The sequence below is a fragment of the Salinimicrobium sediminilitoris genome, assembly GCF_020866905.1.
GTDB lineage: Bacteria > Bacteroidota > Bacteroidia > Flavobacteriales > Flavobacteriaceae > Salinimicrobium > Salinimicrobium sediminilitoris.
Genome location: NZ_JAIVCC010000013.1, coordinates 186,717 through 200,739, shown reverse-complemented (window position 1 = coordinate 200,739; position 14,023 = coordinate 186,717). Strand labels below are relative to the sequence as shown.

12 protein-coding genes are annotated in these 14,023 nt (G+C 39.3%); all 12 read right to left on the bottom strand.

What is annotated here, in order from left to right; genetic code table 11:
• Positions 1 to 71: 71 nt before the first annotated feature.
• The 12 genes from LA313_RS12200 to LA313_RS12145 all read right to left on the bottom strand — a co-directional run bounded on the left by LA313_RS12200 (position 72) and on the right by LA313_RS12145 (position 13,651).
• Positions 72 to 785, bottom strand: a complete 714-nt coding sequence (locus tag LA313_RS12200) for a uracil-DNA glycosylase family protein (protein ID WP_228915359.1) — start codon at positions 783 to 785, stop codon at positions 72 to 74.
• A gap of 66 nt (positions 786 to 851) precedes the next feature.
• Complete coding sequence (locus LA313_RS12195; RefSeq protein ID WP_228915357.1) at positions 852 to 1,880, bottom strand: CBASS cGAMP-activated phospholipase; 1,029 nt, start codon at positions 1,878 to 1,880, stop codon at positions 852 to 854.
• An 8-nt stretch (positions 1,881 to 1,888) separates the two neighbouring features.
• The gene (locus tag LA313_RS12190; RefSeq protein WP_228915356.1) at positions 1,889 to 2,326 is read right to left on the bottom strand and encodes a hypothetical protein; all 438 of its coding nucleotides are present in this window, start codon (positions 2,324 to 2,326) and stop codon (positions 1,889 to 1,891) included.
• Positions 2,313 to 3,587, bottom strand: a complete 1,275-nt coding sequence (locus LA313_RS12185; RefSeq protein ID WP_228915353.1) for a nucleotidyltransferase domain-containing protein — start codon at positions 3,585 to 3,587, stop codon at positions 2,313 to 2,315. The genes LA313_RS12190 and LA313_RS12185 overlap by 14 nt, the downstream gene beginning before the upstream one ends.
• Positions 3,588 to 3,688: 101 nt before the next feature.
• Positions 3,689 to 6,562, bottom strand: a complete 2,874-nt coding sequence (locus LA313_RS12180) for a type I restriction endonuclease subunit R (RefSeq protein WP_228915351.1) — start codon at positions 6,560 to 6,562, stop codon at positions 3,689 to 3,691.
• Between the two features lie 2 nt (positions 6,563 to 6,564).
• A complete protein-coding gene (locus tag LA313_RS12175; protein WP_228915349.1) occupies positions 6,565 to 7,842 on the bottom strand; it encodes a PDDEXK-like family protein in 1,278 nt (425 codons plus the stop codon).
• On the bottom strand, positions 7,823 to 8,779 hold the full coding sequence (locus LA313_RS12170; protein WP_228915347.1) for an Abi family protein: 957 nt from the start codon (positions 8,777 to 8,779) through the stop codon (positions 7,823 to 7,825). Before LA313_RS12170 ends, LA313_RS12175 begins: the two co-directional genes overlap by 20 nt.
• Positions 8,780 to 8,983: 204 nt before the next feature.
• Entirely contained in the window at positions 8,984 to 10,168 is a 1,185-nt protein-coding gene (locus LA313_RS12165) for a restriction endonuclease subunit S (protein ID WP_228915345.1), read from the bottom strand.
• A gap of 1 nt (position 10,169) precedes the next feature.
• Entirely contained in the window at positions 10,170 to 11,732 is a 1,563-nt protein-coding gene (locus tag LA313_RS12160) for a type I restriction-modification system subunit M (protein ID WP_228915343.1), read from the bottom strand.
• A 166-nt stretch (positions 11,733 to 11,898) separates the two neighbouring features.
• A complete protein-coding gene (locus LA313_RS12155) occupies positions 11,899 to 12,105 on the bottom strand; it encodes a hypothetical protein (RefSeq protein ID WP_228915341.1) in 207 nt (68 codons plus the stop codon).
• Positions 12,106 to 12,110: 5 nt separating this feature from the next.
• Complete coding sequence (locus LA313_RS12150) at positions 12,111 to 12,956, bottom strand: hypothetical protein (protein WP_228915339.1); 846 nt, start codon at positions 12,954 to 12,956, stop codon at positions 12,111 to 12,113.
• A gap of 98 nt (positions 12,957 to 13,054) precedes the next feature.
• Positions 13,055 to 13,651, bottom strand: coding sequence for a DUF1643 domain-containing protein (locus LA313_RS12145; protein WP_228915337.1), 597 nt, complete (start codon positions 13,649 to 13,651; stop codon positions 13,055 to 13,057).
• Between the last annotated feature and the right edge of the window lie 372 nt (positions 13,652 to 14,023).

Sequence of the window (14,023 nt, the reverse complement as noted above, 5' to 3'; positions counted from 1 at the left end):
CTCTCACTTGGAATTTTTGCATTGTCTAAACTTGCGAATAGGTGATTTTTAATTGCATTTTTAGAAACTGATTATTTAAATACAGCAACACGATCTTCTTCTAAGACTTCTTTTAACTTTTTCACAAAGTACTCCCGGTTTTCATTTGAAATATTTCTGTTATAGCCTAATATGTGGGAATGATTAGGTTGGTCAAAGAAATAACCAAAACCTTTGTCATTCCAGACTTTCTTCTCATAACATTCCTCAACAATAAAGTCAAACACAGTTTTACCTTCCAGTATAATTACTTTAGGTTTTAAAATATTAATTAGCTGGATTGAAAACTCAGCACTTTTGTTGAAATATTCTTTGTTAAGATTTACATTCTGAAGTACTCTTTCAAGGTCCTGAATATTATCTGTGGCCAAATGATAAAAATTCGTTTTCACTGCTTTCCTGGAAAAAACCTTCATTATTTTAGCATCCTTCCACCCCGCCAGTTCAAAGAATTTAATTGTTTTTTCTGCTAAATGGTATCGGTTAGGATAATCCTCCTGGTAAGCATCATCATATTTGTCAAGATAGGAAATACGATCCTTAGCAAAGACGTTTCTATCCCTTTGTCCATTTCCTCTTCCCGGATTTATACCAATAAACAGTATTTCCGGATTTTTAATTAACTTCCCATCAATGACTTCAAAGCCGTAGTACAAATCTTTTTGATTGGATTTCTCATCGAGAATTCTGCTTAGAGCGGCATTATATTTCTCTACCTCTTGTTTCCACTGGAGTATGTCTTTCATGATGTTTTTTATGATATGATTCAATTATTATTGAGGCCAAAAAGTTTTTTGCCTAAAAAGTGAATTTTAATTAAATTCCAGCTCTAGGAGATTATATATTTCTTTTTTATTCTCCTGGTATACCTGTTTAGCTCGACTCTCTAATATTTTGAGCTTTAGAGGATCGGTCTCATCCATTTTAATATTTTCTGAAATTTTTTCAAACATTGTATTAAGTCTTAAATAATCGAAATTGTCGGGTTCTTCTTTATCTATACCGTTCTTTAAAAGGCTTATCAAATTTTCTACTTGCTGTGCCTGCCCTTGCATAAAAAGCTCAATTATTCTTTTTTTTGTATTTATGGCCCAGTATAATATTCCAAATCCCCTCTTTCTCTTTTCTTCTAAAAAAGTACTGTGACCTGTACCAATTGATAATAAAGATATTTCCTCAAGGTTCTTTTTGAAAGCTTTTTGTGCTTCAATTAGTGCTATTAAAGATGGATTATTCGCCCATACTCCCCCATCAACCTTGTATTCAAAGGCAACTTCGATGCTCTTAGAATCAATATAAGTTCCGCCAGAATATGGATCAAAAAATGTAGGAGCAGCAGAAGTGGCAAGAGCAGCCTTAAAAACAGGTAAATTTGGATCTCTCGTAAATCTTTTGTGATATTGACTTTTTAGAACAGAGGGGCTTCCATTATTAAGGTTATAAGTGGTTATCCCGATAGGAACCATACAATCTTTTAACAATGGTGCTTCGCCATTATTTTTTTTAGAATATATTTCTTTGACTAGCTTTTCTAAATTTTCTCGTTTATGTGTAGAGCTAAAAAAAGACCAGAACAGATTTTTACCCAATCCGAATATTTGTTTAGCGTGATGGATATACAGGTTTTTTATTTCTTCAGCGGGAATTCCTAAGGATAAGGCCAACCCTAATATGCCTCCAGTTGAAGTTCCAAAAATCAGATTTACGTTCTGATAAATTTGCCAGTTACTGACGCCTTTAGCTTTTAAGTCTTTTTCGATTTCAGCTAGTATAGTAGCCGAAAAGAGCCCTCTTATCCCTCCTCCGTCTAAACTTAGGACTTTAAATTTCTTATTTTGCATGTTTAGATCTATTCTTTTTTGTTAGATCCTGGATGAATACCACCTCCTTTCCAGCTTCCAGTTATTAACCATATTTCGTAGTGATAAAGCCAGTCTATAGTCCATGGTAGGATAGTGCTTGCAATGGATTTTGTTTCGTTCCACTCTTTGGCTTTAGGATAATATAAACAAAGCCTCTGTTTATCATGATCGTAAACATGTTCTAAACGATCTTCTCCTTTGGGTAATGGAAGCTTAGGAGGGTCAAGTACAAATATTTTTGGATCTTCTCCTTTTTTATAAGATACCTTGACAAGGTATTCATCTCCAATAGGCGACGATTTAAGCTTCCCTTTCCAAATGATTTGATTTATGCCAATTCTCTGAATCTCTCCAAAATTATAGTCTCTTTTTAGCGAAATATACTGCTGCATTGGAGTAAGTTTTGGCGCTTTAATCTTTGCCATAAAACGTGTGCTTCGGAAGTTTTGACTCAGTCGATTTCCCAAGTGTAGCTGATCCTATAAGACCATTTTCCCTGTCTATGAAATTTTTTCCTGATTCAGTCAAATTTTTTCTGTTGCTTCCTATGTCAGAAAAAGTTTTCTGTACAGGTTGAGATCCGAAAGCTTTTTCTAATGACTCAGAGAGTGACCTTCTATTAAAAGAAGTTTTTAAAACATGAAAGTCAGCTTCTAGAGCATCTAACCAGTCGTAAAAGAATTTCTCTCTTTTGGAGCCCGGAAGAGCCCATCGATCAGCAAAATTTTCCCTACTATTTACAGGATTCGCCACCCACTTTTCTTTTTCTCCGGTATGAGGGTTATAATCTAAAATTTGGTTTCTGATCTCTGATATAACACTAACTAAAGCGTCATAGACATTATTCTCTCCTTTATAAGCTTTTCCAGCCAAAGTCGTAATAATACAGGAAATTGGCTTTTCTTTTTTATCAGCTTCATTATAGTCCTTGAACATAATGTCTCTGTGTCTTTTCAATAACTGTACTACCCTTTGTAAGGGCAATCTCTCTTTCTGAAATTTCGGAGTAGGATTCACTTGCTCATTCAAGGAATACATCCTTTTTCTCTCTCCGATAATATTGTTTGCCTTCTCAAAGAACCATTTAGCGTAGCCAAAAGGATTACTTTGTAGCCACTCTCTAGGTTCGGTAGACTGATGATATTCAGGCAATCTCTCATTATCTGTAATACTCAACATTAAATTCTCATCTTTCTGCTCCATTAGGTTAGAAAATACTTTTTCTAAAATTACAGAATGGCCTTGAGTATTTACCGCAGGTAGAATATCCATGTGATATCGTTCATTCTTAGAACCATTCTCACGGTATTTCAGTGTCCAACACCTACGACCTTCTTCATCCAAAAGAGACTCATACGTCTTATGTCTGGTTAACTGATCTCCAACAATGTCCTTAATATTTTTTTGGGTCCAACTGGATTTTTTTCCATTCAGTTCGCAAACAATGTCTAAATCAATATCTCCGTCTGGGTCAACTGTCTGGATTATGGTGCCTATAAGAAAGGATCCCTGTGGACTTACTACAGGCTTATAAGGCCTTAGTTCAGAGTCTTCAGAAGTTAACCAGTTCCCAACTGCTTTATAGCTGTCAACTGCAGCATTATGTTGGCTTTCAGTGATACTGAGATTTTCTCCCAGCTTGTCTAAAATCTCTTCTGTTTCGTTTTTTCGGTATAGATCAATCATAGTTAAAGTTTGACATGGCCACTAAAAATTAATTTAAAGTGTTTTTTGTTTTTACTATTTTTCAATTTTATTTTTGCTTTCAACCACATTATTTCTGTTTCCTATGCCCCAACCCCTCTCACAAACACCTCCACAAACTCCTTCATCTTGTTTATAATCCTGTCGCCGATTTCCCGGGCTTTCAAAATGCTGGGGCGGTTGTCCAGGCATTTGAAAACTTCGTCTCGAAGGGGTTCATGTTCGTTATAGATGTAGGCGTCAATTAAGGACTTGAATTGATCCTTATCCAGGTGTTCTTCTTCGCATAGATTTCCTAAAGCTAATACGCGCTGATCGCTCCAGTACTGGTCAAATTCATCTGGAATGGAGTCTATATCTTTTATTTTGGGGAGGTTTTCTTCTATGAATTTTTCGATGAGTTCCCGTTTGCTGCGGAGTTCCACGTCTCCGGCAAGCAGATCCAGAATTTGCTTTTTCTGCTGGGCGGCAGATTGTCCTTTGGCTTGTTTTAATCCGGCGAGCAATTTCAGGATGTAAGCCACATTCACTTCGTCGCGGTGGATCAGTTCCAGCTCAAAATCCACATCATCTAAAATAGAAGCTTTCTGTCTTTGATGATCGCCTTTTGCCTTCTCATAAAGATCGAGGTATTTGCTTTTGTAATCTTCAAAGGTCTGTTCATCCATCGGCACGTCCTCCCAGCTGAAATCAGCAAAGGAGGTCAACACATTCTTTGCACGGATCAACGCCCGGAAAGCCTGCACGAATTGCAGCTCCTCTTCTTCAGAAGGTAAATTGTCTACACTTTTTATCGTTGGTGCGATTTTCAGCAGTTCAATAAAGGCTTCCGAAAATTTCTCGCTCACCTTCTCGTAATCGGGGAGCAGGATCTCTTCCTTTGCATCTTTATTGGAGAAAAGCGCGATGGCTTCGTCGGTAGCTTTTTTAAGATTGCGGAAGGCCAGAATTTCTCCCTGGGATTTCTTCTCGTCCAGGATTCTGTTGGTTCTTGAAAATGCCTGAATTAGTCCGTGATGCCGCAGGTTCTTGTCAACGTATAAAGTGTTCAGCTTTTTTGCATCAAAACCGGTGAGGAACATATTTACCACCAGGATAATATCCAACCGGTCTTCATCTTTAAAACTTACCTTCTCCCGATTCTTGTACCGCTTGCTTAGATCCTTGAAGTAGTTCTCAAAATCTTTGCTGTCCCGGGTGGAGAAGGCGGTGTTGTACATCGCGTTGTAATCTTCTATAAATTCGTCCAGCTTCTCCCGGGTATGGCTGGTTCTGTACACCACCATGGGTTCCGCTGCCATTGCTTCGGTTTCGGGTAGCAGTCCCTCTGCTTCTTCATCTTCTTCATTGGCGCCGTAAGTGAAGATGGTCGCAATTCTAAGATCGTGTTCGCCGGCTTCTTTTTTCTTTTTAAATAGTTCGTAGTACTTGATCAGGTTTGGAATACTGCTAATGGCAAAAATGGAGGAGTAGTCCCGGTTCTTGGTTTTAGTATCGTGATATTTAATGATGTAATCCACGATCTTCTCCATTCGTTTTTCACTGTCAAGTACTTCACGAGTGTCAATATCTTCAACTTCTATATCCACAAAGGTGTTGCTCTTGCGCTTGTACCTGCCAATATATTCTATGCTGAATTTCAGGACATTTTGATCCCGAATGGCATCGGTAATAACATACTTGTGCAGACAAGTGCCAAAAAGGTCTTTTGTGGTCCTCTTTCCCAGATCATTCTTTGCTGCATTATCTGCAAAAATCGGCGTGCCGGTAAAGCCGAATAACTGCAGGTTATTGAAGAAGCTCGTGATCTTTTTATGTGTATCTCCAAACTGGCTGCGGTGACATTCGTCAAAAATGAACACCATTCGTTTATCCTGCAGGTGTTCCATGCGGGACTGATAGCGGCCGGGAGAAATCGCATTATTCAGTTTCTGAATAGTGGTGAGGATGAGTTTCGTATTATCAGCAAACTGCGTGACCAATGAATTTGTGTTATCTGTCACATCAACAGAATCTTTTTTGAAGCTGTTGAATTCCTTCATGGTCTGGTAATCCAAATCCTTCCTGTCTACCACAAAAACCACTTTATGCACCTGCGGCAGATCCATGAGGATCTGACTGGCTTTAAAAGAAGTAAGGGTTTTCCCTGAACCTGTGGTGTGCCAGATGTGTCCATTATCCCTGCTGGTTTTTACCTGCTCAATAATGGCTTCGGAAGCATAGAACTGATACGGCCGAAGCACCATGAGAACCTTATGCGTTTCATTATGCACAATGTATCTGGAGAGCATTTTTCCCAGGTGAGCGGTATCTAAGAAGGTCTTTGTAAAAGCTGATAATTCCTTGATGTTCCTGTTCTGCTCATCTGCCCAAAAGAAGGTTTGTTTGAAGGTGAGCGTTTGCAGCGGATTATTTGAAAAGTACTTGGTGTCCACTCCATTACTTATCACGAACAGCTGGACAAAATTAAAAAGCCCGTAGTTGTTCCAGTAAGAGTGACGTTTGTAGCGATTGATCTGCTTAAAAGCCTCTCTTAATTCGAGTCCGCGCCTCTTCAGCTCGATCTGAACGAGCGGCAATCCGTTGACCAGAAGGGTAACGTCATAGCGATTTTTATAGGTTCCCTGTTGGGTGATCTGGTTAGTTACCTGGAACAGATTCTTCGTCCAGTTTTCGGAGTCAAAGAACCGAACCCAGAAGGATTCATCACTGTCCCGGGTGAGCTGATATCTCCCGCGCATGATCTTTGCTTTTTCAAAGACATTGCCTTTCGCGAGGTGATTAAGGATGCTGCCAAATTCCTTTTCTGAAAAGCTGGTGTCATTAAAAGCCTCCAGCTGACATTTGAGATTCGCCAATACAGAAGCCTCAGAGTTTACATTAACTCTGTCATAACCCTGGCTTTGCAGTTGCTTTACCAGGTTGTTTTCTAATACGGCTTCAGATTGGTAGCTCATAGTTATTCAGCAGTTTGAAGTTTTTTATGATTCTCTTTTAACACAGAAGCAGACACTTTTTCAGCATAATCTATAATGAAGTTCCTGCTTTGGTTAGCCACCAAATCCACTAATTCTTTATATTCACTGCTTTCCGGTTTTGAAAGTTTTTGAAGAGAAAAAACATCTCGTAATTTGATTCTATTTTCATCATTTGTTAGTAACGGTTGGGTGTGTTTCCACCACCTACTCAGCCTTTTATTATCCGGAATGTGATCTATGATTTTAGAATCGTGTTTATTAAATAATCCTACAAAAAGATATCCATTCCCGTGTCCTTTCCCACTGAAGGGTTCTATTCCAAATCTTAATCCTGAATCTCTCCATTCCTTTCTAAATATCCAAAGCTTGGAATATTTGTTCCCTATTGCCTGTTTACCATACTCAATTTCAAAACCTGATAATTCTTGCCTAAGCCGTTCTTCTACATCTTTCCTGAATTTGGCCTGAAAATCTTCAATCATTGTCTCATATTTCCTGGCAATATATCGGGATTCCTCTAGGTAAGTAGCCATTAAGTTCTGTAATTCCTTTTCCTGTTCCATATGCAGTGTGTTGGTCAATTTTTTAATTAGTAGGATATATTGATTAATAGCTTCCCTAACGCTGGTAAGATTTGGAACCTCTCTAAGACACAACTCCAGCCACTCTACTATATGTTTCCGATAGCTGATATTGAAGAAATGTTCTCCGGATTCTAATTCCCCTTTACTGTCCTGGTGAGGATCTCCACCTTTTAAGGTCAAGTAGAAAACTTTGTTGCTTTCAGAATTGTAATTGCTGTAGCGCTCAATCTGCGCTTTTTGATCGAGTGCATATATTTTATTCTCAATACATATGCAGTCATTACCATTTCTAATCAGAATGTCCAGCCTGCCACCCTCTTTGTTTTTGTCATTACGTTTGCCGATGCTGTATTCTGTAATGACACAGGTATTTGTGGTATTGATATATTTCGCGGTTAAGTCTTCAACTGCATTTTCTCCCGGCAACTCTTTTCCCACCACCTGAAGAAATAAATTTAAAAATTTGTTCTCCTGTTTATGGCTGCCTTTCGGATCTAATAATTCAGCTAAAAAGGCAGAATGAGTTTTGTTTTCTCTTGATTCAATTCCCAATACCGAAAACAGGTTGAAATGCTCCCCCTTCGCAACTGTAATTTTCTCGTGGTGATCAACAATCCTTTTCGTATTCTGAAGTAGGTGCTTCAACTTCTGTTTTTTAATCGTGGGCTGGCTCATTACCTTCTTTTAAATTAATTTTATTATCGACAGATTTGGACCAAAGTGGCTCTTGCTGCCAGCTCGGCTTCATGCCAAGAGCGTTTGGATCAACATTCGGATATTTTACAAACAACTCTTCGAGCTTTTCAGAAAAGTGATTTCCCGGCTGCACCAAATTCAGCATATACTTCATTAGACATAGATGGATATATAGGAATTGAAACTGACCCTGAGACGGAACATTAACAATCCAACTATTAGGTGGATTAGGCAACAATTTTGGTTTTCCGGGTAAGTTCCTATTCCATAATCTTGAATGATGAGCACAGAAATTTCTGATCTGTGAAATACTTTGGAGCCAGCTTGGAAGGTAAGTATGATTTACAGCCCCGTATTCCTTTGCAATAACATCTTTGGATTTGACCGTGTTTTTTAAATTTCCGTAGAGCTTTGATAAAGCTCCAAAGCTCGTTTGCTCCAGAGATTTCCAGGCAGGAGGAAACCGCAGGTCATCCTTGTGCTTCTTAATATGGGACTTTATAGTTATGTCTTTTGTACGACTTATTTCTTCTTCCAGGTTTGCCAGAGTCTTCACCAACGCCCTGCTGTCCTGGAACAATTCAAAGTTCTGAAACCACCAGGCATTGAATTCGTGAGAAAGATGATAGATCATTTTGGTGCGGAGGCTGATTTCCAATTTTTCTATGACATCAAATAGAAGAATTCTGAGTTCCCGGTCAAAATTGTACAGAGCGATCACATCTGCAAATTTGCTGTTGGGTTTAAAGGTATGCTCCACTTTGTCCTCCTGCATCACGTACCAGTATTCCCCAAGCCTGTAATAGCTAATGTGGGAAAGGTAATGCTCAGCTTCATCTTCAGGAGTAATAATTAAGCCTCTGGATTTAAGCCGCGAAATTTGCTCCTGTATGGTAAATGCCTTTTTCTCGAACATAAAATTTTTATCAACTAAAAAACCCCACACGGCAGCACCATGTAGGGTTTAAATATTATTCCTTAAAAGCAAAAGACACACCCTGGGACGCTGTTCTAATGGGTAGCGTGGTGTGTACTGTTATGGCAAATATACAACACTTGTTGTTATTTTTGTTGTCAATATTCACTTTTTTGCTCATCATCTTATTAATTTCTCTCAGAATTACACAAACATCTGCTGTAAAAGCCCTTTTTTGAAGGTCTTTGTTTTCTCAATTTGCTGCGAAACAGCTTCTGTTTTTTTGTCAATGGCAGATAAAAAATCTGCTATTTTTTGTTGTTCTCTAAGTGAAGGAATTCGAAGTTTTACCTTCAACAAATCCTTAGTGTAAATTGCAGCAACGCTAGTTGTACCTGTTGCAAATCTCTTTAAAGCTTTAATTCCCTCATATGAATTCATTCTATAATTCATGAAGAAGTTATTTTCAAATTTGAGATACATTAAATTGGAATTATAATAAGCGATAGGTAATTCATTTTGCCAGATGGAAACCTTACCTACGAGTTCTAATGTATTCCTAGTATTGAAAAGTAAATCGCCATATTTTAGTTTGTCTTTTTCATCTAATTTTTCCTCTACCGGAATGTATTCAACCTTACTCAAGTTAATTTTCCCTCTGCCCAAATTTCCCATTTTAATCAAGGGATAAGCTGTGACATTATCTGTGTTAGTATAATTGCCTCCCAAGCGGTAATTGATTAAAAGAGTTTTTAAAGATTTCTCTTCCCACTCCGGAAAATCCTTACCATCCTCATCTTTAAACCTGATCTCCTGCGAAAACAACTTCTGCATCACCCCTTTTTTATAGGTCTCTAAAAGGGTTTTTTTGCGGGTGAGCTGCTGGATCTTTTTATCTACTGCAGAGAGGAAGGAGGCGATTTTTTGTTGTTCTGGGAGAGAGGGTATTTTCAGCTTCAACCGTTCCAATTTCGATACAGCTAAACCGGGTTGAGCTGAGGATTCGGACAGACGGTTGAGATCGAAATAATCTAATTTTTGTGCTAACCATTCGGTGTCGTTTTCTTTGTCAGCTTGTACTGCAATGGCATGTTCGGAAATGAAGTTTTTCCCATGCACTTTATTAATGTTTCCACATAAAGCTCCCTGTCTGCCAATTAACAAAAACAAACCCTCATGACTAAATGTATTAGTATATCCTCGGAGCCCATTCCCTCCATAGACAGGGTAAGGACCTTCTTCAAAAATGTTTTTAGACGTAATATTCGTACCACTCTTAAAGTTCGAACAGATTTTTCCAAGGCGGACTTCTCGCCATTTTTCTTGAAACTCCTGAAATCTCAGTTCTGGAATAAACCTTTTCTTCTTTTCTATGACTTCTTCACTCATCTTAAAAAGGTTGTTCAATACCTAACTGGTTACAGAAATTGGATATTTCATCATCTGTTGCTCTCATATCCTGTTCCAGAGCTTTTAACTCTGAAGCAACGGCTTTAATATCTACCGGTTCTTCCTCTTCAAAAGTGTCTACATAGCGTGGAATGTTGAGGTTATAATCATTTTCCTTAACCTCTGCCAGGGAAGCTACATAGCTGTATTTATCTTCGGTTTTGCGCTCCCTGTAGGTGTCAACGATCTTCTCCACATCCTCTTCCCGCAAATAATTCTGGGTTTTTATTTTCTCGTAATGTTCGCTGCTGTCAATGAACAAAACGTCTTTAAGGTGCTCCCGGTTCTTTTTCAGAACAAGGATACAGGTGGGAATACCTGTTCCGTAGAAAATATTTGCAGGTAACCCGATCACCGCATCCAGGTAATTTTTGTCCTTGATGAGGTATTTTCTAATATGACCTTCGGCCGCACCTCTAAATAGCACTCCGTGTGGCAGCACACAAGCCATGGTTCCGGTATCAGACAGCTGGTGCACCATATGCTGCACAAAAGCAAAATCGGCTTTAGTTTTTGGCGCAAGCTTTCCGTAGGCAGCAAATCGGTCGTCACTCATAAACAACGGACTCGCACTCCATTTTGCAGAGAAAGGAGGATTGGCTACAATAGCTTCAAAGCGTTCATCAAAATGATTGGGAGACGGGTTCTCAAGCGTATCTTCATTATAAATGTCGAAGCGCTTGTAATGCACGTCGTGCATGATCATATTCATCCTGCACAGGTTGTACGTGGTAGGATTGCTCTCCTGTCCGTAAAAAGCCCCGACTTCTGCCTCTTTTGAGACACGAAGCAGCAAAGAACCCGAGCCGCAGGTGGGATCATAAACATTTTTAACCTGGTCTTTCCCAAGCGTCACCAGTTTTGCCAGTACTTTACTTACCTGTTGAGGGGTATAAAATTCTCCGGCTTTCTTCCCGGCACCCGAGGCAAATTTTCCAATCAAGTATTCGTAAGCATCGCCTAAAACGTCATTCTCTGTATTCTCCAGGTCAAAATCCACCTGGTCCAGGTGCGTGAGCACCTTTACAATCAGTTCGTTTTTGGCTTCTTCAGTTTTCCCGAGTTTACTGCTGGTAAGATCCAGGTCCTCAAAAAGGTTCCCGAAATCTTCTTCACTTTCACTCCCCATAGTGCTTTGCTCGATATTCCGCAGCACCTTATCAAGGTCGGCAAGAATGAATTTGCTTTTCCCGTTGCCATTCCCACGTCGGGCTAGTTCGCTGAAGAGTTCAGAAGGTTTTAGGAAGTAACCGAGGTGCATTAAAGCATCCTCCTTGACAGCCTCTAAATAGAGATCCTCCTGAGGATGGCCATCGAGTTCCCTGAAGCTAAGATTGTCGGGCTTGAGGATCTTATCGGCATGCAGCTCCATTTTACGACTCAGGTACTTGTAAAAGATAAAGCCTAATATATAATCCCGGAATTCATCGGCTCCCATTTTTCCCCTCAGGGTGTTGGCAATGTTCCAGAGCTGATTTTCCAGTTGTTGTTTTGATTGGGTCATAAATAATATTGCTTACGCAGTTCTACCGGCAGTGAAATATTTGTAGCCGGAGAACGCATTTGTGTAGGGGTAGTAAATCTAAATATTTTCTTAAAGAAAAGGAAGCAGGAATCGGATATTCATGAAAAAAGAAGGAGAAAGTTTCGACTTTCTCCTTCAGTAGTTCTTAAGAGGTATGGCATACCCTGCTACAATGGTAACATCCGTTCGCTGTTGGATAGGTATCCTTCGCTTTTTGAACTGCACTGCGACATCCGAAATGATAACCAAGATCCTTTTGATTATGATAGACCGGCAATTTGAGGCAGGTGTTCTCGTGGACTTCATGATCCCCGTTAGAATCGGCGGTAGTATTAACGATGTATTTTTTCATCAAGGTTAGTGTTTGCGGGAATCATTTTTCCCTTTGGAATATTCGACAAAGAATTTATCTGGTGCGGTTTCTTTGAAAAATTTACTTTTTACCGCACTTTTCTCGCCGCAGAATTCTTCAAATTCATTTACAGTGAATTCTTTTTCAGGATAATTGGAAATTTCAGAAACATAAAATTTGTTTTCAAATTCCCTTAACTGAGAATTTTGTCCCACTGTATAGGCGATTCTGTTACTAAATTCCAGCGGAGAATTTGCTGCCGAATACCTTACGGTTTCAATTTGTCTCTTTTTAGGATATAAATACAGATCGCAATTTCTTAGAACAGCCTCATTTATGGTGTATTCCATAACAAATTTTGAAGTTCCCGGTGGAATTACAACAATTTCCGCATCCTGGTAAGACACAGATTTACCTGAGGAAGATTTAGTGCCGACTGTTCCGCTATTAGCTACCTGATTCGTTTGTAGAAGATTGAGGAAATTGAATCCTGTTACTGAAGCTCCTGAATATGAACCCTTAGATGCAGAAACTTCTGAGCTATTTGTATAGGTTACTACCCTGTCCAAATAATAATCATGAGCAACCTGGTTTAAAATAAAATAGCTTCTGTTAAGATGAAGAAAAATGGGCTCTTCTGTTTTGTTGTGGAATTGGAAACCGACATTTCCACCTTCACCCCAGAGGTTATAGAGAACCCGGGCATTTTCATCTTCGTAGACGAGAGAATTATCTTTTTTAGTTAAATCTCCTGAATGTTCTGCCTTATATACCTGGTAGAAATTGGTTGATGCGCATGAGGTTAAAAAACTTACTGATAGAATAGCAAAGATGGCCTTGGTAATTTTCATTGAGATATTGGTTAATTGTTAATTAAATGTGAAATTATGACTTTAAATACAAAGAGCCTTACGGTTTCCCGTAATGGAGGATTTAAGTCAGCCATTTTTCAATCGAATTTAAGCCCGTTGATCTTTATCTCCGGCTCCAGCTTGATATTCCTCACGTAGTGCCTAAAATCGAATTTTAGAAGCTCAATTTCTTCCAGCCGCCCTACATGACAATTCACAGACTGCGGCGAAGGATGCCGCGGATTGGCTTTTCCCGTGCGACCTATGCTAAAGTAGTTGAGGTCGTGAAGCAGCAGATTCCTATAGAGATAACCGGCAGCCTGTTTCAGGTACGGCCGGTTCAAATTGTCAACTCCGTCGCCCCATGCCAGCCATGCATCTTTTATTTTGAATTGATCTCTGTCCAGCAGGTGTTTTATAAGGTGGAGGTTATACCAGAAGATCTCGGTTTCTTCTTTCAGTTCAAGGTCTGCAGGATTTGGTTTGCGCTTTGGATACAAATTAACCAGCAGCCAGCCGTCGTAGCCATTGTTGCCGGCAATCCTGTCAATATTCCTCATGGTAGGATCGGAATTTTCAGCATCGGCCCTACTGGGATTCAGCCCCACCACAAGCAGGTTGTTTTTGCCCTTTTTGGCCAGGAGGTAGCGGAGGTCGGGGTGGTTCTCGGGGTGACAGATCATTTGTTTCTGCATGTTTAGGCTTTTATTTGCTTAAAGGTAAAACAAGGCTGCGACAAAAGCCGTCGCGGAGCTTAATCACCTCCTTTAAAATTAAAAGCGCTATTAGTTGATGGCATTGAATTTACTTATTTATCAACAGGAGATGCAACAGGTAATATTTGAAACTTCTGTTCTTTTTACTCATTGTTTTCTATTTTCTTTTGGAATTCGTGAATCTTCGATTTCCATTGATGAAAAAGAACCAAAAAATCCAGGCTTATGAAAATCGATCTAAATTTTTCATTCGAGATCTAAATTTTCTGAACTCGCGAGAATAGTTAGTTTTAGAAAGAATAATTCGTTTCGCTCAAACAGCAGAAAATTTTACGCCCTCTCATTTCAAAT

Excerpts from the sequence above, each read along its gene's own strand:
- LA313_RS12200 (WP_228915359.1), bottom strand. The coding sequence starts at position 785 with ATGAAAGACATACTCCAGTGGAAACAAGAGGTAGAGAAATATAATGCC.
- LA313_RS12195 (WP_228915357.1), bottom strand. The coding sequence starts at position 1,880 with ATGCAAAATAAGAAATTTAAAGTCCTAAGTTTAGACGGAGGAGGGATA.
- LA313_RS12190 (WP_228915356.1), bottom strand. The coding sequence starts at position 2,326 with ATGGCAAAGATTAAAGCGCCAAAACTTACTCCAATGCAGCAGTATATT.
- LA313_RS12185 (WP_228915353.1), bottom strand. The coding sequence starts at position 3,587 with ATGATTGATCTATACCGAAAAAACGAAACAGAAGAGATTTTAGACAAG.
- LA313_RS12180 (WP_228915351.1), bottom strand. The coding sequence starts at position 6,562 with ATGAGCTACCAATCTGAAGCCGTATTAGAAAACAACCTGGTAAAGCAA.
- LA313_RS12175 (WP_228915349.1), bottom strand. The coding sequence starts at position 7,842 with ATGAGCCAGCCCACGATTAAAAAACAGAAGTTGAAGCACCTACTTCAG.
- LA313_RS12170 (WP_228915347.1), bottom strand. The coding sequence starts at position 8,779 with ATGTTCGAGAAAAAGGCATTTACCATACAGGAGCAAATTTCGCGGCTT.
- LA313_RS12165 (WP_228915345.1), bottom strand. The coding sequence starts at position 10,168 with ATGAGTGAAGAAGTCATAGAAAAGAAGAAAAGGTTTATTCCAGAACTG.
- LA313_RS12160 (WP_228915343.1), bottom strand. The coding sequence starts at position 11,732 with ATGACCCAATCAAAACAACAACTGGAAAATCAGCTCTGGAACATTGCC.
- LA313_RS12155 (WP_228915341.1), bottom strand. The coding sequence starts at position 12,105 with ATGAAAAAATACATCGTTAATACTACCGCCGATTCTAACGGGGATCAT.
- LA313_RS12150 (WP_228915339.1), bottom strand. The coding sequence starts at position 12,956 with ATGAAAATTACCAAGGCCATCTTTGCTATTCTATCAGTAAGTTTTTTA.
- LA313_RS12145 (WP_228915337.1), bottom strand. The coding sequence starts at position 13,651 with ATGCAGAAACAAATGATCTGTCACCCCGAGAACCACCCCGACCTCCGC.